At 68.5% G+C, this 22,939-nt stretch carries 19 protein-coding genes and 2 pseudogenes; 14 read left to right on the plus strand and 7 right to left on the minus strand.

Annotated elements, in window-relative coordinates; genetic code table 11:
- Positions 1–14: 14 nt before the first annotated feature.
- The 7 genes from HWX87_RS14220 (at position 15) to HWX87_RS14250 (ending at position 7,535) form a co-directional block, all read left to right on the plus strand.
- Positions 15–797 carry a crotonase/enoyl-CoA hydratase family protein gene (locus HWX87_RS14220; protein ID WP_176047696.1) on the plus strand — a complete coding sequence of 261 codons (783 nt, stop codon included), beginning with the start codon at positions 15–17 and terminating at the stop codon, positions 795–797.
- 80 nt (positions 798–877) lie between these two features.
- Positions 878–2,098 (plus strand): CoA transferase, encoded by a 1,221-nt coding sequence (locus HWX87_RS14225; RefSeq protein WP_176047697.1) that lies wholly within the window; start codon positions 878–880, stop codon positions 2,096–2,098.
- Positions 2,095–2,895, plus strand: a complete 801-nt coding sequence (locus HWX87_RS14230; RefSeq protein WP_176047698.1) for an enoyl-CoA hydratase-related protein — start codon at positions 2,095–2,097, stop codon at positions 2,893–2,895. Before HWX87_RS14225 ends, HWX87_RS14230 begins: the two co-directional genes overlap by 4 nt.
- 87 nt (positions 2,896–2,982) lie before the next feature.
- Positions 2,983–4,035: a porin gene (locus HWX87_RS14235; protein ID WP_176047699.1), complete on the plus strand. Its 1,053-nt coding sequence runs from the start codon at positions 2,983–2,985 to the stop codon at positions 4,033–4,035.
- A gap of 10 nt (positions 4,036–4,045) precedes the next feature.
- Positions 4,046–5,368, plus strand: a complete 1,323-nt coding sequence (locus HWX87_RS14240) for an MFS transporter (protein WP_176047700.1) — start codon at positions 4,046–4,048, stop codon at positions 5,366–5,368.
- A gap of 38 nt (positions 5,369–5,406) precedes the next feature.
- Positions 5,407–6,558 carry an acyl-CoA dehydrogenase gene (locus tag HWX87_RS14245; RefSeq protein WP_176047701.1) on the plus strand — a complete coding sequence of 384 codons (1,152 nt, stop codon included), beginning with the start codon at positions 5,407–5,409 and terminating at the stop codon, positions 6,556–6,558.
- Positions 6,559–6,596: 38 nt separating this feature from the next.
- Positions 6,597–7,535, plus strand: coding sequence for an alpha/beta hydrolase (locus HWX87_RS14250; protein WP_176047702.1), 939 nt, complete (start codon positions 6,597–6,599; stop codon positions 7,533–7,535).
- A 58-nt stretch (positions 7,536–7,593) separates the two neighbouring features.
- Here the strand turns inward: HWX87_RS14250 and prpF are convergent, their stop codons facing one another.
- The 4 genes from prpF to prpB form a co-directional block, all read right to left on the minus strand.
- On the minus strand, positions 7,594–8,787 hold the full coding sequence (gene prpF, locus HWX87_RS14255; protein ID WP_176047703.1) for a 2-methylaconitate cis-trans isomerase PrpF: 1,194 nt from the start codon (positions 8,785–8,787) through the stop codon (positions 7,594–7,596).
- 24 nt (positions 8,788–8,811) lie between these two features.
- Positions 8,812–11,409 (minus strand): Fe/S-dependent 2-methylisocitrate dehydratase AcnD, encoded by a 2,598-nt coding sequence (acnD, locus tag HWX87_RS14260; RefSeq protein WP_176047704.1) that lies wholly within the window; start codon positions 11,407–11,409, stop codon positions 8,812–8,814.
- A gap of 81 nt (positions 11,410–11,490) precedes the next feature.
- Positions 11,491–12,663: a 2-methylcitrate synthase gene (prpC, locus tag HWX87_RS14265; protein ID WP_059238566.1), complete on the minus strand. Its 1,173-nt coding sequence runs from the start codon at positions 12,661–12,663 to the stop codon at positions 11,491–11,493.
- A 115-nt stretch (positions 12,664–12,778) separates the two neighbouring features.
- A complete protein-coding gene (prpB, locus tag HWX87_RS14270; RefSeq protein ID WP_166956116.1) occupies positions 12,779–13,672 on the minus strand; it encodes a methylisocitrate lyase in 894 nt (297 codons plus the stop codon).
- Positions 13,673–13,842: 170 nt separating this feature from the next.
- Here prpB and prpR point away from each other — a divergent pair, with 170 nt between their 5' ends.
- Entirely contained in the window at positions 13,843–15,825 is a 1,983-nt protein-coding gene (gene prpR, locus HWX87_RS14275; RefSeq protein ID WP_176047705.1) for a propionate catabolism operon regulatory protein PrpR, read from the plus strand.
- A gap of 45 nt (positions 15,826–15,870) precedes the next feature.
- Here the strand turns inward: prpR and HWX87_RS14280 are convergent, their stop codons facing one another.
- On the minus strand, positions 15,871–16,512 hold the full coding sequence (locus HWX87_RS14280) for an ABATE domain-containing protein (protein ID WP_176047863.1): 642 nt from the start codon (positions 16,510–16,512) through the stop codon (positions 15,871–15,873).
- Between the two features lie 96 nt (positions 16,513–16,608).
- Here HWX87_RS14280 and HWX87_RS37885 point away from each other — a divergent pair.
- Positions 16,609–16,701 (plus strand): annotated as a pseudogene (locus HWX87_RS37885) (VOC family protein); the annotation flags it as partial.
- A gap of 61 nt (positions 16,702–16,762) precedes the next feature.
- Positions 16,763–17,146 carry a VOC family protein gene (locus HWX87_RS14285; protein ID WP_059238558.1) on the plus strand — a complete coding sequence of 128 codons (384 nt, stop codon included), beginning with the start codon at positions 16,763–16,765 and terminating at the stop codon, positions 17,144–17,146.
- Positions 17,147–17,442: 296 nt separating this feature from the next.
- Here the strand turns inward: HWX87_RS14285 and HWX87_RS14290 are convergent, their stop codons facing one another.
- Positions 17,443–18,051 (minus strand): glutathione S-transferase family protein, encoded by a 609-nt coding sequence (locus tag HWX87_RS14290; RefSeq protein ID WP_176047706.1) that lies wholly within the window; start codon positions 18,049–18,051, stop codon positions 17,443–17,445.
- Between the two features lie 120 nt (positions 18,052–18,171).
- Here HWX87_RS14290 and HWX87_RS14295 point away from each other — a divergent pair, with 120 nt between their 5' ends.
- Positions 18,172–19,155 (plus strand): YafY family protein, encoded by a 984-nt coding sequence (locus tag HWX87_RS14295; RefSeq protein WP_176047707.1) that lies wholly within the window; start codon positions 18,172–18,174, stop codon positions 19,153–19,155.
- A 208-nt stretch (positions 19,156–19,363) separates the two neighbouring features.
- Positions 19,364–19,651 (plus strand): annotated as a pseudogene (locus HWX87_RS14300) (VOC family protein); the annotation flags it as partial.
- A 187-nt stretch (positions 19,652–19,838) separates the two neighbouring features.
- Here HWX87_RS14300 and HWX87_RS14305 read toward each other — a convergent pair.
- Positions 19,839–20,687 (minus strand): ureidoglycolate lyase, encoded by an 849-nt coding sequence (locus HWX87_RS14305; RefSeq protein WP_176047708.1) that lies wholly within the window; start codon positions 20,685–20,687, stop codon positions 19,839–19,841.
- Positions 20,688–21,352: 665 nt separating this feature from the next.
- On the opposite strand from HWX87_RS14305, the gene HWX87_RS14310 reads away from it, so the two are divergent.
- On the plus strand, positions 21,353–22,174 hold the full coding sequence (locus HWX87_RS14310; protein ID WP_176047709.1) for an IclR family transcriptional regulator: 822 nt from the start codon (positions 21,353–21,355) through the stop codon (positions 22,172–22,174).
- 187 nt (positions 22,175–22,361) lie between these two features.
- Entirely contained in the window at positions 22,362–22,913 is a 552-nt protein-coding gene (locus HWX87_RS14315) for a hypothetical protein (protein ID WP_034187659.1), read from the plus strand.
- Positions 22,914–22,939 lie beyond the last annotated feature (26 nt).

A 22,939-nucleotide genomic window follows, 5' to 3' on the forward strand; every position in this document is an offset into this window, starting at 1 on the left:
CACACGGAGACACCATGGCAGCCTTTCTGATCCGTGAACGGCAGGGCACGATCCTGACCGTCACGATGAACCGTCCCGAAACCCGCAACGCCATTTCGGACACCGATGCGATCGACGCGCTGACCGAATGCTGCGACGACGCGAACCGCGACGAATCGATCCGCGTGCTTGTCCTGACCGGCGCCGGCACGACGTTCTCGTCGGGCGGCAACGTGAAGGCAATGCGCGCGCTCATGGAATCGGACCCGCACGATCCTGCCGCGATCCGGACCCGCTACCGCCGCGGCATTCAGCGCCTTGCACAGGCGTTCCAGCAACTCGAAGTGCCGGCCATCGCGGCGGTCAACGGCCCGGCGATCGGCGCCGGCACCGATCTCGCATGCATGTGCGACATCCGCATCGCTGCCGGCCGCGCGCGCTTCGCCGAGAGCTTCATCGCCCTCGGACTCGTGCCCGGCGACGGCGGCGCATGGTTCCTGCCGCGGATCGTCGGCGCCGCCGTCGCCGCGGAAATGTCGTTCACGGGCGATGCGCTGGACGCGCAAGCCGCGCTGCGCTGCGGGCTCGTGTCGCGCGTCGTGCCCGACGGCGACCTTCTGGCACACGCACATGAACTGGCCAGCCGCATCGCCCGTCACTCGGGCACCGCGTTGCGCCTGACCAAGCGGCTGCTGCGCGAAGGCCGCCACGCGAGCCTCGACACGTTGCTCGACCTGTCGGCGTCGTACCAGGCGTTCGCGCACGCGACGCCCGAACATCGCGCGGCGGTGAACGCGCTGTTCGCCGCGCGCGGCTGAACCCGTGACCCATCACGGCCGTGCAGCCGGCGCGTGCCGGCCTGCCGGCGCATCGAATTCACATCGAAGGAGACATCGTCATGACCAGCAGTAACGAAGGCGCGCTCGCCGGCGTGCGCGTGGTGGACCTGAGCCGCGTCTATGCGGGGCCGTTCTGCGCGCAAACGCTCGCGGACCACGGCGCGGACGTCATCAAGATCGAACCGCCGCAGGGCGACGAAACACGCGACTGGGGGCCCGCGATGCCGAACGGCCTCTCCAGCTACTACTGGGGGCTCAACCGCAACAAGCGCAATCTCGCGCTCGACCTGTCGCATCCCGACGGACGCGACGTGCTGTTCCGACTGCTCGAAACGGCCGACGTGCTGATCGACAACTTCAAGCAGGGCACGCTCGAACGCTGGGGCATCGGCTACGACGACTGCCTGCGCGAACGCTTTCCGCGCCTCGTTCATTGTTCGATCTCCGGATACGGCACCGACGGCCCGCTCGCGCGGTTTCCGGGCTACGACGCGGTCGCGCAAGGCCTCGCCGGCTTCATGTCGATCAACGGCGAGCCGGGCGGCATGCCGCTCAAGGTGCCGTTTCCGGTCGTCGATTTTGCGGCCGGCCTGAGCGCCGTCTCGAGCATCCTGCTCGCGCTGGTCGAACGGACGCGCTCCGGCCTCGGCCAGCACGTCGACATCGACCTGTTCAGCACGGCGCTGTCGATGCTGCATCCGGTCAGCACGAGCTGGATGGCGACCGGCGAGGTGCCCGTCGCGACCGGCAACGTGTACGGCGCCATCGCGCCGTACGGCGTCTATCCGTGCAAGGACAAGCCGGTCGCGACCGGCGCCGGCAACAACCGCACGTTCGCACGGCTCGTCGACGCGCTCGGCGTGCCCGAGCTGGCGCGCGATCCGCGATTCGCGACCAACGCGCAGCGCGTCGCGCATCGCGACGCGCTCGACACGCTGCTCGGCCAGCTGACCGCCGAGCTGCGTGCCGACGACGTCGTCGAGCGGCTGCTACAGGCCGGCGTCGCGACGGGGCCGGTGAATACCGTCGCCGATGCATTCGGCCACCCGCAGGCCGCGCGCAATGCGATGTTCGTCGACACCGACACGTACACCGGCGCAGGCATCCCCGCCAGGCTGTCGCGCACGCCCGGCTCGATACGCAGGCCGCCCCAACCGTTCGCCGCCGATACGGACGCCGTGCTCGACGCATTCGGTATCGACGCGGCGCGCCGGGACGCGTTGCGGCAGGCAGGCGTGCTCCACGACACGCGCGCGGACGCCACCGGGAGCACGTCATGACCGCACCGAGCTCGCTTTCCTCGCTGACGGACGACGACGCGCCGTCGATCCTGCGCAACGACGACAATGGCATCGCGTGGCTGACGATCCATCGCCCGCACGTCGCCAATGCACTGTCCGCCGAAGCGATCCGGCGCCTGTGCGACGAACTCGTCACGCTCGACGACGACCCGTCGATCCGCGTCATCGTGATCCGCGGCGCGGGCGAACGCGCGTTCAGCGCGGGCGTCGATCTCGGCGATCCCGAGATACGCGGGATGCAGCCGATGCGCGGGCCCGCCCGCAACGTGCACGAGCTGATCCTCGAACTGCGCAAGCCGACGATCGCGGCAATCAACGGCCACGCCATCGGCGGCGGCTGCGAAATCGCGCTCGCCTGCGACCTGCGGATCGCCGCCGATCACGCGACCTTCGCGCTGCCCGAAGCGCGGGTCGGGATGGGGGCGAACTTCGCGAGCGTGCTGCTGCCGCGCATGCTGCCACGCGCGATCGCGATGGAGCTGCTGTTCACGGGCCGCCGCTTCGACGCGGACGAGGCGCAGCGCGCCGGCTTGCTGAACCGCGTCGTCCCCCACGCCGCGCTCGACGGCACCGTGCGCGAACTGGCGCAGACGATCGCCGCGAACGCGCCGCTCACGATCCGCCGCATCAAGGAAACCGCGACGCGCAGCCAGGGGCTGCCGGTGGCCGCCGCGCTGCGGCTGGACGTCGGCCCCGACGTCTACGCGAGCGAGGACCGGATCGAGGGCGCCCGCGCGTTTCTCGAGAAGCGCAAGCCGGTGTTCAAGGGACGCTGACCCCGGCACCGCAAGGCCACACCACGCGCGCAACCGCTCCCAGAACGCGGGCGCGCCACAAAAAAGACATGGAACGGAGACACCTTCATGCAACGGAAAGCACTCCTGATCGGCGCGTGCGTGCTGTGCGCCACGTCGGCGCACGCGTCGTCAGTCACGCTGTACGGGATCGTCGACAGCTACGTCGAATTCGATCGCATCGGCAGCCTGTCGACCCTGCGGCAAAGCGGCGGCGGATCGTCGACGAGCCGGTTCGGACTGACGGGCGTCGAGGATCTCGGCGGCGGCACATCGACGAAGTTCGTGCTGGAAAGCGGCTTCTCGCCGGCCGACGGATCGTTCCAGGGCGGCACGCTGTTCTACCGGCAAGCCTACGTGTCGCTGCAGAACACGCGCTACGGCAACCTCCGGCTCGGCCGGCAATACACGCCCGCGTTCTACATCGTCTATGACGGCGATCCGTTCGGGCTCAACGAACGGCTGTCCCCGCTCGCGCTGCTCGCGACGTCGACGGACACGATCACGAGCAACACGACGCCGCCGATTCCGCGCTTCAACCAGGCGGCGTCGTATCTGAGCCCGGACTGGAACGGCCTGCGCGTGATGGCCACGTACGGCTTTCCGACACCGAACACGCTGTCCACGCAGGCCGGGCGCAACTACGGCGCCGGGCTTCAGTACCGGATCGGCGGGCTCTACCTCGGCGCCGGCTTCCAGGGCGACACGTCGGCCGGCAACCTGACGCCCGTCGTCGCGCCGTCCACGACGCGCCACTACGTGCTCGCGGCCAACTACGCGTTCGCACGCGTCAAGCTGTACGCCGCGTTTCTGTACGGCGTCGTCACGGCGCCGCACCTGCCCGCGTTCTCGACGGCGAGCGTCGGCGCGTCGATCAACGTCGGCGCGCTCGATCGCGTGCTCGTCTCGGTCGTGCGCCGCGACGTGAAAGGCTCGGCGAACGACGCGACCGCGCTCGGCGTCGGCTACGACCATCCGCTGTCGAAGCGCACGTCGCTCTATGCGCGCTACCTGTACATGAAGAACGGCGGCGACGCCCGCAACACGATCGTCGTCGGCATGCAGCCGCAACCGGGCGGCACCGAGCAGGTGCTCGCGCTCGGCATCGTTCACCGCTTCTGACGGAGTGCCCATGACCCCGACCCTTTCCACTCACCTGGCCGCCGTCGACGATCGCGCGACGCCGGCGCTCTACCGCCGGATCTCGCGCCGGCTGCTGCCGTTCCTGATCCTCTGCTACACGCTGTCGTTCATCGACCGGATCAACATCGGTTTCGCGCACGCGCAGATGGCCGCCGAACTGCACTTCTCCGACGCCGTGTACGGGCTCGGCGCGGGCATCTTCTTCATCGGCTACATGGCGTTCGAGATTCCGAGCAATGCGCTGCTGGCGCGAATCGGCGCACGCAAGACGATCGCCCGGATCATGGTGCTGTGGGGGCTCGGCTCGGCCGCGACGATGTTCGTCACGACGCCCGCGCAGTTCTACGCGTGCCGCTTCCTGCTCGGCGTGTTCGAGGCCGGCTTCTTCCCCGGCATCCTGTTCTATCTCGGCGCGTGGTATCCGCCGCGGCAGCGCGCGAAGGCGTTCGCGCTGTTCATGACCGCGCTGTACCTCGCGGGACTGATCGCGGGCCCGGTGTCGGGCGCCATCCTCTCGTACTTCGACGGCGCCGCCGGCCTGAGCGGCTGGCAGTGGCTGTTCGTCGTCGAAGGGCTGCCGAGCAGCGTGCTAGGCCTCGTCGCGCTGCGCTTTCTCGACGACCGGCCGGACGACGCGCGCTGGCTGTCGGACGCCGACAAGGCCGCACTGCGCGCCGCGCACGTCCACGCCGAATCCGGCTCGCCGGACGTGAACACGGCACGGCCGCTGCTTGCGCACAGCGACTTCTGGCTGTTGTGCGCGGCCAATTTCGCGATCGCGGCAGCCGGCTACGCGCTCGTGTTCTGGATGCCCGTGATCCTGCATCGCGGCGGCCTGCATGGCGCGATGCAGATCGGGCTGTTATCCGCGCTGCCTTACCTGTGCGGCATCGTCGGCATGCTCGCGATGGGCTGGCGCACCGAACGCCGGCGTGAATGGCGCGGGCACGGCGCAGTCGCGATGCTCGCGTGCGCGGCCGCGCTCGCCGGGCTGGCGAGCGCCACCGGTACATCGCATCTGATGATCGCGCTCTGCGTCGCGGTCGCCACGCATGCCGCGGCGTTGCCCGCGTTCTGGGTGCTGCCGGGGCTCGCGCTGCCGAAGCGCTCGATGGCGGTTGCGATCGCGGCGATCACGATGTCCGGCGCGATCGGCGGGTTCGCGAGTCCGTTCCTGATGGGCGTGCTCAACACGGCCACCGGGTCGATGCGCGGCGGGCTCTATTTCAACGCCGTGCTGCTCGTGGCCGGCGCCATCGCCTTGCTCGGCACGCTGCGCACCCGCGCTGTGTCGCGCGCGCACGCCGGCTGACGGCATCGGCTTCCCTTTTCTCACACGCATCGACTCCCATGAATTTCGACCTTGAACTCGAACACCGGATGATCCGCGACCTCGTCGCACGTTTCGTGCAGGACGAGCTGATTCCGCTCGAAGCAGCGGTCATGGCCCGCGAGGCCGACGGCCAGCGCTTCGGGCTGCTCGACGAAGAACGCGCCCACCTCGACGAGCGTTCCCGGCAGCTCGGCCTGTGGGGCCTCGACGCGCCGCTCGACGCCGGCGGCTCGGACCTGCCGGCCGTCGCGATGGTCGGCGTCAACGAAGCGATCGGCACGACCGTGACGCCGTACATCCTGCCGCCCGATTCACCGAACCTGCGGATGCTGTGCGAAGTGGCCGACGATGCGCAGCGCACGCGCTATCTCGAACCGTACGCACGCGGACTCACGCGTGCCGCGATGGCGATCTCCGAACCGGGCGCCGGCTCGGATCCGGGCGCGTTGTCGACGACGGCCGTACGCGACGGCGACAGCTGGGTGCTGAACGGACGGAAGATCTGGATCAGCCACGCGCCCGAAGCCGACTGGACGATCGTGATGGCGCTCACCGATCGAAGCAAGGGCAAGCGCGGCATGTCGGCGTTCATCGTCGACCGCGGCACGCCCGGCTTCGTCATCGAACGGCGGATCCCGATGATCGGCGGTCTGTCGACCTACGAAATCGTGCTGGACGACTGTCGCATTCCTGCCGCGCACCTGCTGGGCCAGGAAGGCGCCGGCTTCGCGCCGATGCAGGCACGGCTCGCGAACCGGCGGCTGGAGATGGCCGCATGGTGCGTCGGCCGCGCCGAGCGCGCGGTCGCGATGCTGTGCGACCATGCGAAACAGCGCAAGACCTTCGGCGTGCCGCTCGCGGAACGCCAGGCGGTCCAGTGGTGGGTCGCCGACGCGCTCACGCAGATCCACGCGTGCCGCCTGATGACCTACGAAGCGGCCGCGCGCGTGGATGCCGGGCAGGATGCGCGCACGCAGATCTCGATGGTCAAGGTGTTCGCCACCGAAATGGCGTCGAGCGTCATCGATCATGCGATGCAGACGCTCGGCGCGATGGGCATGACGAAGGAAATGCCGTTGCAGCAGATGGCCGGCGAAGCGCGGCTGATGCGCATCTTCGAAGGCCCGACCGAGGTGCACCGTTGGGTCATCGCGCGCAGCGTGCTCTGACCGCGGTGCACCGCCCACCTTCACGATGGAGCTACGCGTTGGACACCCTGCATCTCGTCGATCCTGAAATCCGCCCGCTGCTCGAAACCTGGCCGACCGTCACGCTCGGCGCCGACAACCTCGCACAGTCGCGCGAACGCGTGCTGCCGCTGCCGCCGCCCGACCTCGCCGGCAGCACGCTCGAGCGCCGCGCGGTAACCGGCCCCGCCGGCGCACCGGACGTCCCGGTCCTCGTCTACCTGCCCGACCATCACGCGCGCCCGCTCCCGGCAATCGTTCACATGCACGGCGGCGGCTTCGTGCGTGGCAAGGCGAAGGATCTGGAGGCGGTGCACCGGTCACTCGTGACGCAGCTCGGCTGCGCGTTGATCTCGATCGACTACCGCCTCGCGCCGGAAACCGTGTTTCCCGGCGCGATCGAGGATTGCTATGCGGCGCTCGCGTGGGTCTTCCGCCACGCCGATACGCTCGGCATCGACGCATCGCGGATCGGCGTGGCAGGTGAAAGCGCGGGCGGCGGGCTCGCCGCCGCGCTGGCGCTGCTGGCTCGCGACCGCGGCGAATACCGGCTCGCGTTCCAGCATCTGGTCTACCCGATGCTCGACGATCGCACCTGCACGCGCACGCCGCATCCGCATGCCGGCGAATTCGTCTGGCACGCGGCCAACAACCGGTTCGGCTGGACCTCGCTGCTCGGTCACGCGCCGGGCATCGACGGCGTGTCGCCCTACGCGGCCGCCGCACGCGCCACGCGCCTCGACGGCCTGCCGCCCGCGTTCCTGTCGGTCGGCTCGCTCGACCTGTTCCTCGATGAAAATCTCGACTATGCGCAGCGCCTGCTGCGCGCGGGCGTGCCGACCGAACTGCACGTGCTGCCCGGCGGCGTGCACGGTTTCGACATCGTGCCCGGCGCACGTGTGTCCGAAACGGCGCGCCGGCTGAGCCACGATGCGCTGCGCCGCTTCCTGCACGGCTGACGAAAACGACGCGGGCGGCCGAAGCCGCCCGCATCTCCATCGATACCGCCCGCAACGATCAGAACGCGTCGCCCGGCACCCGCACCCAGCCTTCCATCAGCACGCGCGCGCTGCGGCTCATGATCGCCTTGGTGACGGTCCACTCGCCGTTCTCCTGCTGCTGCGCTTCCGCGCCGACGCGCAGCGTGCCCGACGGATGGCCGAAGCGCACCGCGTTGCGTTCGCCGCCGCCCGCCGCCAGATTGACGAGCGTGCCGGGGATCGCCGCGGCCGTACCGATCGCGACCGCCGCCGTGCCCATCATCGCGTGATGCAGCTTGCCCATCGACATCGCGCGCACCAGCAGGTCGACGTCGCCCGCGTTCACGCGCTTGCCGCTCGACGCGACATAATCGGCGGGCTTCGCGACGAACGCGATCTTCGGCGTGTGCTGCCGCGTCGCGATTTCATCGAGCGTATCGATCAGGCCCATGCGCAGCGCGCCGTGCGCGCGGATCGTCTCGAACTTCTCGAGCGCCTTCGCATCGCCGTTGATCGCATCCTGCAACTCGGTGCCCGTATAGCCGATCGCTTCCGCCTCGACGAAGATCGTCGGGATGCCCGCGTTGATCATCGTCGCCTTCAGCGCGCCGACGCCCGGCACCGCGAGATCGTCGACGAGGTTGCCGGTCGGGAACATCGAGCCGCCCGCGCCTTCTTCCTCGGCGGCCGGGTCCATGAATTCGAGCTGCACTTCGGCGGCCGGGAACGTGACGCCGTCCAGCTCGAAGTCGCCCGTCTCCTGCACCGCGCCGTTCGTGACCGGCACATGCGCGACGATCGTCTTGCCGATGTTCGCCTGCCAGATCCGCACGGTCGCGACGCCGTCGCGCGGCACGCGCGCCGGATCGACGAGCCCGCCGCTGATCGCGAACGGGCCGACGGCCGCCGACAGGTTGCCGCAGTTGCCGGTCCAGTCGACGAACGCCTTGTCGATCGCGACCTGGCCGAACAGGTAGTCGACGTCGTGGCCGGGCCGCGTGCTCTTCGACACGATCACCGTCTTGCTGGTGGACGACGTCGCGCCGCCCATCCCGTCGATCTGCTTGCCGTACGGATCGGGGCTGCCGATCACGCGCAGCAGCAGCGCGTCGCGCGCGGCGCCCGGCGCCTGTGCGGCGTCCGGCAGGTCCTGCAGCCGGAAGAACACGCCCTTGCTGGTACCGCCGCGGATATAGGTCGCGGGAATCCTGATTTGAGGAATGTGAGCCATGTCTGTGTTCCCGTTGTGCGCCCGTCAAGCCGCCTGCGACGATTCGAGGAAGTCCTGCGCGAAACGCTGCAGCACGCCGCCCGCTTCGTAGATCGACACTTCCTCGGCCGTATCGAGCCGGCACGTCATCGGCACCTCGACGCGCTCGCCGTTCTTGCGGTGAATCACGAGCGTCAGGTCGGCGCGCGGCGTGCGCTCGCCGATCACGTCGAAGGTCTCGGTGCCGTCGATGCCGAGCGTCGTCCGGTTCGTGCCCGGCTTGAACTCGAGCGGCAGCACGCCCATCCCGATCAGGTTCGTGCGGTGGATCCGCTCGAAGCCTTCGGCGGCGATCGCCTCGACGCCCGCGAGCCGCACGCCCTTCGCGGCCCAGTCGCGCGACGAGCCCTGGCCGTAGTCGGCGCCGGCCACGACGATCAGCGGCTGCTTGCGATTCATGTACGTCTCGATCGCTTCCCACATCCGCATGACCTTGCCTTCCGGCTCGACGCGCGCGAGCGAGCCCTTCTTCACCGCGCCGTCGACGACCGCCATCTCGTTGATCAGCGTCGGGTTCGCGAAGGTCGCGCGCTGCGCGGTCAGGTGGTCTCCCCGGTGCGTCGCGTACGAGTTGAAGTCTTCTTCCGGCAGGCCCATCTTCGCGAGGTATTCGCCCGCCGCGCTATCCAGCAGGATCGCGTTCGACGGCGACAGGTGGTCGGTCGTGATGTTGTCGCCGAGCACCGCGAGCGGGCGCATCCCCTGCAGCGTGCGCTCGCCTGCAAGCGCGCCCTCCCAGTACGGCGGACGGCGGATGTACGTGCTCTGCGCGCGCCAGTCGTACAGCGGCGCCGCGCGCTCGCCCGCATCGGCGCTGCGCGCGAACATCGGCTCGTAGACCTTGCGGAACTGCTCGGGCTTCACGCTCGACGCGACGATCGCATCGATCTCCTCGTCGGTCGGCCAGATGTCCTTCAGCGTGACGGGCTTGCCGTCCTGATCGTGACCGAGCACGTCCTTCTCGATGTCGAAGCGGATCGTGCCGGCGATCGCATACGCGACGACGAGCGGCGGCGACGCGAGGAACGCCTGCTTCGCATACGGGTGGATGCGGCCGTCGAAGTTGCGGTTGCCGGACAGCACGGCCGTCGCGTACAGGTCGCGATCGACGATCTCCTGCTGGATCTTGGGATCGAGCGCGCCCGACATCCCGTTGCAGGTCGTGCACGCGAACGCGACGATGCCGAAGCCGAGCTTCTCGAGTTCGGGCAGCAGGTTCGCTTCTTCCAGATACAGTTCGACCGCCTTCGAGCCGGGCGCGAGCGAGCTCTTCACCCACGGCTTGCGCGTGAGGCCGCGCGCGTTCGCGTTGCGCGCGAGCAGGGCCGCGGCGATCACGTTGCGCGGGTTGCTGGTGTTCGTGCAGCTCGTGATCGCGGCGATGATCACCGCGCCGTCGGGCATCTCGCCCGCCTTCTCTTCCCACTGGCCGGCGATCCCGCGCGCGGCGAGATCGGACGTCGGCAGCCGCTTGTGCGGGTTCGACGGGCCGGCCATGTTGCGCACGACGCTCGACAGGTCGAACGTCAGCGTGCGCTCGTATTGCGCGTTGGCGAGCGTATCGGCCCACAGGCCCGCCGCCTTCGCATAGGTCTCGACCAGCTTCACCTGCTCGTCGCTGCGGCCGGTGAGGCGCAGGTAGTCGGTCGTCTGGCCGTCGATGAAGAACATCGCGGCCGTCGCGCCGTATTCGGGCGCCATGTTCGAGATCGTCGCGCGATCGCCGAGCGTGAGGCTCGCCGCGCCAACGCCACGGAATTCCAGGTACGCGCCGACCACCTTTTCCTTGCGCAGGAACTCGGTCAGCGCGAGCACGACGTCGGTCGCGGTGATGCCGGGCTGGCGCTTGCCGGTCAGCTCGACGCCGACGATGTCGGGCAGGCGCATCCACGACGCGCGGCCGAGCATCACGTTCTCGGCTTCGAGGCCGCCGACGCCGATCGCGATCACGCCGAGCGCGTCGACGTGCGGCGTGTGGCTGTCGGTGCCGACGCAGGTGTCCGGATACGCGACGCCATCGTCGCTGACCTGGATCACCGGCGACATTTTCTCGAGGTTGATCTGGTGCATGATGCCGTTGCCCGGCGGGATCACGTCGACGTTTTCGAACGCCTTCTTCGTCCACTCGATGAAGTGGAAGCGATCCTCGTTGCGGCGATCCTCGATCGCGCGGTTCTTCGCGAACGCGTCCGGATCGAAGCCGCCGCATTCGACGGCGAGCGAGTGATCGACGATCAGCTGCACGGGCACGACCGGGTTCACCTTCGCCGGGTCGCCGCCGCCGTCGGCGATCGCGTCGCGCAGGCCGGCGAGATCGACGAGCGCCGTCTGCCCGAGGATGTCGTGGCACACCACGCGCGCCGGGAACCACGGGAAGTCGCGTTCGCGCTTGCGCTCGATGATCTGCGTCAGCGAATCGGCGAGTGTCGCCGGGTCGCAGCGGCGCACGAGGTTTTCGGCGAGCACGCGCGACGTGTACGGCAGCGTGTCGTAGGCGCCGGGCGCGATCGCGTCGACCGCGGCACGCGCGTCGAAATAGTCCAGCGACGTGCCGGGCAGGGGTTTGCGGTTGGCGGTATTCATGATGTGGGGCGGGAATCTGGGTATGACGTTCCGCACGCGCCGGCGGCCCGCATCACGGGCGCCGGCATGCGCGGCGGGCGATCAGCGCTTCTCGATCGGCACGAACTGCAGGTCTTCCGGACCGGTGTAGTTCGCGCTCGGGCGGATGATCTTGTTGTCGACGCGTTGCTCGATGATGTGCGCGCTCCAGCCCGACGTGCGCGAGATCACGAACAGCGGCGTGAACATCGCGGTCGGCACGCCCATCATGTGATACGACACCGCGCTGAACCAGTCGAGGTTCGGGAACATCTTCTTCGCGTCCCACATCACCGATTCGAGGCGCTCGGCGATGTTGTACAGCTTCACGTCGCCCGCTTCCTTCGACAGCTTGTGCGCGACGCCCTTGATCACCTTGTTGCGCGGATCGGAGATCGTGTAGACCGGGTGGCCGAAACCGATCACGACTTCCTTGTTCTCGACGCGGCGGCGGATGTCGGCTTCGGCGTCGTCCGGCGAGCTGTAGCGGCTCTGGATTTCATACGCGACTTCGTTCGCGCCGCCGTGCTTCGGCCCGCGCAGCGCGCCGATCGCGCCGGTGATCGCCGAGTAGATGTCCGAGCCCGTGCCCGCGATCACGCGGCCCGTGAACGTCGACGCGTTGAATTCGTGCTCCGCGTACAGGATCAGCGACGTGTGCATCGCCTCGACCCACGACTTCGACGGCGTCTTGCCGTGCAGCAGGTGCAGGAAGTGGCCGCCGATCGAGTCGTCGTCGGTTTCCGTCTCGATGCGCTTGCCGTTGTGCGAGAAGTGATACCAGTACAGCAGCATCGAGCCGAGCGACGCCATCAGGCGATCGGCGATGTCGCGCGCGCCCGGCAGGTTGTGGTCGTCCTTTTCCGGCAGCACGGTGCCGAGCACCGACACGCCCGTGCGCATCACGTCCATCGGGTGCGCGGACGCCGGGATCTGCTCGAGCGCCACCTTCAGCGCGCTCGGCAGGCCGCGCAGCGCGCGCAGCTTGGTCTTGTACGCGGCCAGTTCGGTCAGGTTCGGCAGCGTGCCGTGTACGAGCAGGTGCGCGATTTCCTCGAATTCGCACGATTCGGCGACGTCGAGAATGTCGTAGCCGCGATAGTGCAGGTCGTTGCCGGTCTTGCCGACCGTGCACAGCGCCGTGTTGCCGGCCGTCACGCCCGACAGCGCCACCGACTTCTTCGGCTTGAATGCGCCTGCGGCGGCCGGTGCTGCTGCGTCTTTCGTCTCGCTCATGTTTCCGTTCTCCAATTTGTATCGGGGGTATCAGCGGTCGGTTGAACCGGCGCCGCGGCGCCGGGCCCGACCGATGCAAAGCGCTCCAGGAACCGTGCCCGGCACGCGGGCCGCGTTACTTCTTGCCCTGCGCGAACAGCTCGTCGAGCTTGCGTTCGTATTCGTGATAGCCGAGGAAGTCGTACAGCTCGGCGCGCGTCTGCATGGTCGGCACGGCCGCCTTCTGCGTGCCGTCGCGGCGCAGCGTTTCGTAGAAGTTCAGCGCGGCCTTGTTCATCGCGCGATACGCGCCGCAGCAGTACAGCGCGATGTCGACGTTCGCCTCGCGCAGTTCGTCGAGCGTGAACAGCGGCGTCGAGCCGAACTCGGTCAGGTTCGCGAGGATCGGCACCTTCACGGCCGCCTTGAAGCGGCGGTAGTCGTCGAGCGACTTCATCGCTTCCGGGAAGATCATGTCCGCGCCGGCTTCGACATAAGCGATCGCGCGCTCGATCGCCGCGTCGATCCCTTCGGCGGCGGCCGCATCGGTGCGCGCCATGATCACGAACTGGTCGTCGGTACGCGCATCGACCGCGGCCTTCACGCGATCGACCATTTCGTCGGTCGGCACGACTTCCTTGCCCGGACGGTGGCCGCAGCGCTTCTGGCCGACCTGGTCTTCCAGGTGCACGGCCGCGACGCCGGCCTTGATGAACGAGCGCACCGTGCGCGCGATGTTGAACGCGCCGCCCCAGCCCGTATCGATGTCGACCAGCAGCGGCAGGTCGGTCGCATTGGTGATCCGGTTCGCGTCGATCAGCACGTCTTCCATCGTGCTGATGCCGAGGTCGGGGATCCCGAGCGAGTTCGCGGCAACGCCGCCACCCGACAGGTACACAGCCTTGAAGCCGACGGCCTGCGCCATCTTGGCCGCGTACGCGGTGATCGCGCCGACCACCTGCAGCGGCTGTTCCGCCGCGACTGCCGCGCGGAATTTCGCGCCGGCGCTCTGAAGATGCGTATTGCTCATGAACGGCCTCCTGATGGAATGCCCGATAACAGCAAGGACCGGGCCAGCTCGCGAAACGTCGCTAACCCACTGATTCTTAAGCAACCGGCACGAGCGATGCTGCGACCTGATATTTCAATTCGGCAATTTCGTGTTTCAAAAATGAAATCGCACGCGCATAATCGATCGTCATGGACCTCTCCTCGACCAAGCCCGTCGGCCCGGCCGATCGCACGGTGCGCCCGCGCATCTGGGCGATGGGCATCAGCCGCCTGCGCGACCTGTTTCGCGAGATCGCCGGCGAATTCGACGAACGCGCCGACGTGCGCATCGTGACGCGCGCCTATGAGGATGCGCTCAGCGCGATCGCCGAGGCCGGCACCACGCGGCCCGACGTGATCGTCGCGGCCGGCTCGAACGGCGGCTTCCTGAAAACGCGCGCGCAGGTGCCGGTGGTGGTGGTATCGCCGACCGGCTTCGACGTGATGCAGGCGCTCGCACGCGCACGGCGCGACGCGTCGCGGATCGCGCTCGTCAGCGCCGGGGAAACGCCGCCGGAAGTGCGTCGCTTCGTCGCCGCGTACGGCCTCGACGTGCAGTTTGCGTCATATCAGTCCGCGCAGGAAGCGGAAGCCTGCGTGCACGACCTGCGCGATCGCGGCATCGAAACGATCGTCGGCCCGGGCCTCGTCACCGATCTCGCGGCGAGTGCCGGTATGGGCGCGGTGTTCCTGTATTCGCATGCGTCGGTGCGCAAGGCCGTCGAGACGGCGCTCGAAGTCGCGTATGCGACGCACGCCGAGGCGTTCCGCCGCCAGCGGCTCGACACGCTGCTGCAGCACTTGCGCGACGGCGTCGTTGCGCTCGACGCGCGCGGCCGAGTCGAGGCGATCAACGAGCGGCTCGCGTCGGCGCTCGGGGTCGAACCCGCGGCGGCCGTGGGCCGCGCGCTCGTCGACCTGCGGCCCGAGCTGCGTACGCTGCGCGGCGAGGACGGCGACGCGCTCGCGACCGTACGCGGCGTGCGTTACGTCGTGCATCGCGGGCCGCTCGTCGATCGCGGCGTGACGTCGGGCAGCGTGCTGACGTTCCAGGAATCGCGCGCGGTCGAACGGCTCGATCGCGCCTTGCGTTCGCAGCCGACCACGCAGCAGTTCGCCGCGCGCTACGCGCTCGACGACGTGGTCGGCGCCTCCGCGCCGATGACGCGCGTGCGCGACCTCGTGCGCCGCTACGCGAAATCCGACGCGACCGTGCTCGTGCTCGGCGAAAGCGGCACCGGCAAGGAAATGATCGCGCAGAGCCTGCACGCGCTGTCCGCGCGGCGCAGCTACCCGTTCGTCGCGGTCAACTGCGGCGCGTTTCCGGAAGCGCTGCTCGAAAGCGAGCTGTTCGGTTATGAGGAAGGCGCGTTCACCGGCGCGCGGCGCGGCGGCAAGACCGGCCTGTTCGAGGCCGCGCACCGCGGCACGCTGTTTCTCGACGAGATCGGCGAGATGCCGCCGTCGCTCCAGAGCCGGCTGCTGCGCGTGCTGCAGGAGCGCGAGGTGATCCGCCTCGGCTCGACCGAGCCGATCCGCATCGACGTGCGCGTGATCGCCGCGACACACCGTCCGCTGCTCGCGGCCGTCGAGGCCGGCACCTTCCGCGCGGATCTCTATTACCGGCTCAACATCCTGAACGTCGGCCTGCCGCCGCTGCGCGAGCGCGCGGCCGACATCCCCGCGCTCGCGGCCACGCTGCTCGTGCAGGCCGCACGACGCGAGCCGCGCCTCGCCGAACGCCTGCGCGACGCCGCCGATGCCGCGCGCGTGCTCGGCGCGACGCAGGCCGCGCTCGCGCGCTATCGGTGGCCCGGCAACGTCCGCGAACTGCAGAACGTGATCGAACGGATCGCGGTAGAGCTGGCCGAGGAAGCCGACGAAAACGATCCGGCCGCCGCCTGCGGCGCGCTCGATCCCGACGCGCTGCAGGCGATCGCGCCCGAGCTGTTCGCGGCGCCGCCCGACGCGGCCGACACCGACGATGCGCAGACGCTGCACGCGCGCCGCCGTCGCGCCGAAGCCGACGAGATCCGCGCGGTACTCGACGCGTGCGGCGGCGACCGCGACCGCGCGTGCGCGATGCTCGGCATCAGCAAGACGACGCTGTGGCGAAAGTTGTCGGTGAAATAGGCAGGCCGGATTCGACGCGCCGGCGGGCTTGCCTGAAGAGGCCCGTCACTCGGCCTTGTGATAGTGGCGGTACGCCTTCGCGCGATTGCCGCACGACGACATCGAACACCAGCGGCGGCTGCCGTTCTTGCTGTCGTCGATGAACAGCCACTGGCAGGCGTCGTTCGCGCAACGCTTGACCTTCGCGAGCCGCGCCCCGCCGAGCAGGTCGATCGCCGACCACAGGACCGGGCTCAGCAGCGCCGCGAGCGTGGCGCCCATGCCGCCGATCCGCCACCCATAGGCGCCGTCGATGCGCGCCAGCGCGACGCGCGGCGCCGCTTCTGCAAGAAAACCGCCGAGCAGCGCCAGGTCGTCGGCGTGCGGCTCGCGCTGCTCGGCCTGCGCATGAAAGAGCCGATACAGCGCCTCGCGCAACGCGAGCGCGCGAGCGAGCGTCGCCGGTTCCTCACCCCTCTCCCGTATGCGACACGCTTCGGCCAGACCGATCGGTACGCCCGCCTGCTCGCGGCACCACGTGACCAGGTCGTCCAGCGTCCCGAGGGTTTCCGTCGGCGCGTCGGCGCCGCGCCAGTACAGCGTGTTCGCGAAATCGATGCTCAGCGTTTCCGGCGGCGCCGGAATCAGGCAGTCCGTCATGACGGAAGGTTGCGTTTTGCTCATGACGCGATCGTATCTAACCATCATGCCGGTTGACAAGCTTCCGGCCGCTTTCTAACATAACCAGCATGGTGGTTATGAACGGATTGACTGCACTGCCCCCTTCGGATCAAGGAGACACAGATGATCGATCGACTTTCCTTCGGTGTTATCCACAACGACCGCAGCCGCGCGTCGTACGACAGCACGCTCGGCGCGCTTCGCTACAAGCGGCTGGCTTGGTGCCTGTAAGCCGGTTTGCCGCACTGACGTCCCCCTCAGTTCAAGGAGCCCACAGATGATCGATCACCTTTCCTTCGGCGTCGCCCACATCGGCCGCAGCCGCACGTTCTACGACAGCACGCTCGGCGCGCTCGGCTACAAGCGGCTGTACAGCGACGACGGCTCGATCGGCTACGGCGCGACCGAACCGGTGCTGTGGCTGCAGCATGCGGCTCGCCCCATCGCCGCCGATCCCGAGTCCGGGTTGCACCTGTCGTTCAAGGCCGCTTCGCCCGTCGAGGTCGACGCGTTCTACCGCGCCGCGCTCGAGCACGGCGGCCAGGACAACGGCGGGCCCGGCAAGCGCGAGCACTACGGCCCCGGCTATTACGCGGCGTTCGTCGTCGATCCCGACGGGTATCGGCTGGAAGCGCATTGCGAACTGGACAACATCGTGTGACCCGTTCGCGTACGAACGCCAAGGGCCCGATTCCGCTTGATGCGGAATCGGGCCCTCGCTTTTGAATCATCGCCGTCCGGTTGCCGACGACCGCCGCAGGCGGTCGTCCAGCGGGATCGTGGCATGCGCGGTTATTGCGCGCCGCGCGTGCGCTGCAACTGCTCGCCGAGCCCTTCGATGCCGAGGCGCACCGCAGGCAAGCTGTGGTATTCGGTGAACTACCGCGCTTGCGGCAAGCCCGCCGCCGGCACCTGCTGGGGCTGGCAAGCGAGCGGCCTGGCGCGGCGTTTTCACATTCAGACGTCGCCCTGCATCGCGGGGCGGCTCTTGACCTTGCCCAGCCAGGCCTGCACCTTCGGGTGCGCGGCCACCGGCGCGCCCACCATGGCGGAATATCCGACCACCGACCCGACCACCAGGTCCGCCAGCGAGTATTCGCCGCCCAGCATCCAGGGCTGGCGCGCCAGGTGCGCGTCCAGCAGCCCCAGCAGGGAATCCAGTTCGGCGGTGGCGCGCGCGGCCTGGCCGGCATCGCGAATCTGTTCATCGCCGTGGGTCGTGAGGAACAGGCGCGACAGCACCGCGCCATACGTCACGTAGGCCCATGCGCACCACGACAGGGCGGCCAGCCGCTCGGGGGTACCGGCGACGGGCCACAGGCCTTGCTTGACGCCCCAGTTCTCGCCCAGCCACAGATGGATCGCCAGGGCCTCGAACATCGGTGCGCCGTCCACCGTCAGCGTGGGCACCTTACCATTGGGATTGAGGGCCAGGAATTCGGGGCGGCGCTGTTCGCCCGCGCGGATATCCACCTTGACGCGTTCGTGCGGGACCTGCAATTCGGCCAGCGCGCAGGCGATGGGGGAGGCGCTGGACTGGGGGTGCCAATAGAAAACGATAGACATGGAAAAGGCTCCGGATTTCGGGGGGTGAGTGCCGCGGCCCCGTGGCCGCTGACGACGGACGAACTGTAGAATCCATTGCGGACAGTTTCCGCCCTCGATACGAGGTATCGTCGCCCCATCATGCTCACTTCCAGCAACCGCCTGCTCCGCCTGCTTTCCCTGCTGCAGACCCGCCGCCATTGGGCCGGCGCCGAGCTGGCGCAAGCCTTGGCGGTGCACCCGCGCACGCTGCGGCGCGACATCGACCGGCTGCGCGAACTGGGCTACCCGATCCAGGCCAGCAGCGGCGTGGCGGGCGGCTACGCGTTTCGCGCGGGCAACACGCTGCCGCCCCTGCTGCTGGACGACGACGAGGCCATGACGGTGGCCATCACGCTGCGCACGGCGGCCACCGGGTCGATCGACGGGGTGGAAGAGGCCGCGCTGCGCGCCCTGGTCAAGCTGGAACAGGTCATGCCCACGCGGCTGCGCCACAAACTGGATGCGCTGCGCTCGGCCATCGTGCCGCTGCCGCGCGCCGGCCCATTGGTGGACGCCGGCCAGCTGGCCACGCTGGCGGCCGCCTGCCGCGATCAACTGCGCGTGAATTTCGACTACGCCGACAGCCGCGGCCAGGCCAGCACGCGCCAGGTCGAGCCGCAAGGGCTGGCGCACACGGGATGGCGTTGGTATCTGGTGGCGTGGGACCCGGCGCGCGACGACTGGCGCACCTTCCGGCTGGACCGTATTGCCGGCCCCGTGGCGCTGGGCGCGCACTTCGCGCCGCGGCCGCCCCCGGAAGGCGGCGACCTGCGCGCGTATGTGGCGCGTTCCGTGGGCCAGGCGCCCAATGCCGAAGAAGCCCGCATCGTGCTGCATGCGCCCCGTGCGGTGATGGCGGCGCGCATTCCCGCATCGGCCGGCCAGGTCGAGGCGCTGGACGACGACAGCCGCTGCCTGCTGCGCTGCACAGGGCAATCGCTGGAATCGCTGACGTACTGGCTGATGGCGCTGGAAGTGGAATTCGAGGTGCTGGCGCCCGACTCGCTGGCGCTGCGCTTTCAGGCGGCGGGCGAACGTGTCGCCCGCATGCTGCAACGGCGCGAGACGGGCGGCCAGACTTGAGCGCGCAGCCGGCTCGCCGAAATGGAGGCTGACGTCGTGCCGAAAGGCGGAACTGACGTGGCGTCACCCCCGTAAGGAGGTCAGCTGGCCAGCTTGGCCTGGTCGGCCTTGGACAGCTGCAGCATCATCAATGACACTTTCTCGGCGACCTTCAGCTTGTCGGCGGCCGACATGGCGTCGTAGTCTTTCCTGGAAATACCCGGCGACTAGTGACGACGGCGCCATCGGGTACGGCACGACCGAACCAGAGCTGCGGTTGCAGCACGCTGCCCGCCCCATCGCCGCCGATCCCGAGTCCGGGTTGCACCTGTCGTTCAAGGCCGCTTCGCCCGTCGAGGTCGACGCGTTCTACCGCGCCGCGCTCGAGCACGGCGGCCAGGACAACGGCGGGCGCGGCAAGCGCGAGCACTACGGCCCCGGCTACCACGCCGCGTTCGTCGTCGATCCCGACGGATACCGGCTGGAAGCGCATTGCGAACTGGACAACATCGTCTGATCCGGTTCGAAAGCACGCGGGTGAATGACAAGGGCCCGATTCCGCATCCCGCGGAATCGGGCCCTTGTGTTTGCTGCATCGAGGTTCGGTTCGCGACGCTCGCCGCAGACAGGCACGCCAATGACCGGGCGGCCCGGCCGGGTTGCGACTGATTGCACCCGCGAGCCAGCCCGCGCCGGGCACATGCTTACTGCGCGTTGCGCGTGCTCTGCAACTGCTCGCCGAGCCCTTCGACCCCGAGGCGCACCGTCTGGCCGGCCTTCAGGAACACCGGCGACGGCTTGATGCCCATCCCGACGCCCGGCGGCGTGCCGGTCGTGATGACGTCGCCCGGCTGCAGGGTCATGCAGCTCGACAGATAGGCAATCAGCTGCGCGACGGTGAACACCATCGTGCGCGTGTTGCCGTTCTGATAGCGATGGCCGTCGATCTCCAGCCACAGGTCGAGACGCTGCGGATCGGGCACCTCGTCACGCGTGACGAGCCACGGGCCGATCGGGCCGAACGTGTCGAAACCCTTGCCCTTGTCCCACTGGCCGCCGCGCTCGATCTGCCATTCGCGCTCGGACACGTCGTTGACGACGCAATAGCCCGCGACGTAATCGAGCGCGTTCGCTTCGGCGACGTCCTTGCACTTGGCGCCGATCACGACGCCCAGCTCGACTTCCCAGTCGGTCTTGACCGAACCCTTCGGGATATCGATGCCGTCGTTCGGGCCGCAGATCGAACTCGTCCACTTGCCGAACACGACCGGCTCCTTCGGCACCGGCATGCCGGCTTCGGCCGCGTGATCGGCATAGTTCAGGCCGATGCCGATGAACTTGCCGACGTGCCCGACGCACGCGCCGATGCGCGGCTCGCCCGACACGAGCGGCAGCGTGGCCGGATCGATTGCGCGCAGCCGCGCGAGACCCGCGTCGGACAGCACATCGCCGGCAAGATCCGGCACATGCGCGGACAGGTCGCGAATCCGGCCGTCCGCGTCGAGAATCCCGGGCTTTTCCTGGCCGGACGGGCCATAGCGAAGCAGTTTCATCGTGCTCAACCTCTGTTGTCGAATGGGACAGGATACCGGCCGACGCGGCCTTTCGCGGCCGCGCGCCGGACTGATTGTCGATCGTCGAATGCGCGCGTCGACACCGCATCCGGCGGGCGATTCGACGCGCGAGGGTCGCGCGGGCGCAGCGATCGCGGCGCCGCACGAACAGTACGGCGCGCATCGAACGGGCGGCCGCCGGTCTGCGCATCGGCGACGACGGCCCGGCACCCGCGACGCGTGCCGGCCCATGCCGGCCGGCTCCACGCGCGGCCGTGCCGTCGTTGGCCCGCCAGCCTTTGTACCATCGGCCGCGCGCCTTGAAATGACACGCGACGGATACCGACTATTGGTGCGCCTGCAGACGCTGCGGCGCAGCATTGGATGCGCATGCACTGACCGACCGGCCGGGATTACCGGCATCGCCTGCCATCAGACCATGGATACTGGGTATTCGGGGTGCCCCTGTCATCGAGAACGTTTGCCAATCCGTTCTTATCCGGTAACGATCGGTAAAAAGACGCTGCATTGCACACTGTATGTTTATTGCTAAGCTCGCACGAATGGCTTTCATCGCCATACGCGGGCCCGCCTTATGCGCGTGCAGAACCGGCCAGCGTGCGTCGCCAGCCGATCGACGGTAATCCCCCAACCTCACACCGACAATGCAGACAACCAACGACCCGCTTCCCGGCTGCGACGCTCGGGAATCGATGGCCGCTATCGACCGGTATCGCGCCCCCGCGCTCGACAAGGGACTCGACATTCTCGAACTCCTGTCCGAGCAGAAAGAAGGACTCACCCGCACGGAAATCACGAAGGAACTCGGCCGCAACGCGAGCGAGATCTACCGGATGCTCGAACGCCTCGTCGCACGCCGCTACGTGATGCGCTCGACCGGCGGCGATCGCTACATGCTCAGCCTCAAGCTGTTCGCGCTCGCGCACCGGCATCCGCCGATGAACCGGCTGATTGCCGAAGCGCTGCCGCCGATGCAGCGCTTCGCCGATGCGGCCGAACAATCGTGCCACCTGTCCGTCTACGATCGCGGCAACCTGCTCGTGATCGCCCAGGTCGACGGCCCCGGCTCGTGGGGCGTGTCGGTCCGGCTCGGCTCGCGCGTCGGGCTCGCCGATACGGCGTCGGGACGCGTGATGCTGTCGTTCCAGGGCCCAGAGCAGCGCGCGCACATGCTGACCGAGCATCGCAAGGTCAAGGGCGAGGCGCCGCTGAACGAGCAGGAACTCGCGTATGCGTGCCAGTCCATCCGGCAGGATGGCTACCTGCGCCAGGACAGCCGCCAGGCCTATGGCGTGACCGACCTGACCGCGCCGATCCTCGGGCCGTCCGGCCATGCAATTGCGGTGCTGACCTGCCCGTTCATGCGCCGGATCGATGCGCACATGGCCCCGTCCGTCGACCTCGTCGTCGAAGGGCTGCGTGACACGGCCGCCGACCTGTCGATGGGCCGCACCGAGATCTGCTGACCCGCTGACTCCTCCACGAAGCGCACCGGGCGCGGCGCAGCGACGCCGCCCCCGGTTGCATGCGATGCTCGTGCGATGCATCGTGCGAGGCGCATATGCGGTGCCATATCGTGCGCCGGCGGCGCTACGCTAAAATAGCGGCCCTCTCAAAAACTACGATGGCCGGTTGTCGCGGCCGTCGTGTCCGATGGATGTCATGGCCAAACTTCTGAACGATCAAGAATTCCAGCGTTTCTCCGAACTTCAGCAGAAGCAGGCAAGCTTCACGATCACGCCCGACGAAGCGGACGAGCTGCGCGATATCGTCGCGCGCGCACAGCAGAAGCGCGACGATCGTGCCGCCGCAATGCAGGCGATCGAAAACTACATCGAGCAGTTCGACATCACGCCCGACGAACTCTTCTCGCCCGAACAGATCGGCGACGCGGCCCGCACCTACGGGCTCATCACGGCGACCAAGAAGGAACGCACGTTGCCGCCGTCGATCACGTTCAACGGCAAGCCGTACCAATGGACCAAGACGCTTCCGGACGACGTGCGCGGCGCACTGTTCGACGCATTCACGTCCGGCGAGTCGGTCAAGCGCTTCATCGCGATGCCGAAAGACACCGCACGCTGTGCGCTGACGATCGCCCGCCTCGAGCGTGAAACCGGCGCCGTTTATGCCGATCCGCACCTCGAGGAACTCGCGATTTCGCGCGATCAGGTGAACGACGCGGCGTCGAAACTCGCCGCATAAATGCGGCCTCGGGCACGGTTCATGCG

Origin of the sequence: Burkholderia sp. BCC1644, from assembly GCF_902833225.1 — a bacterium.
Lineage (GTDB): Bacteria > Pseudomonadota > Gammaproteobacteria > Burkholderiales > Burkholderiaceae > Burkholderia.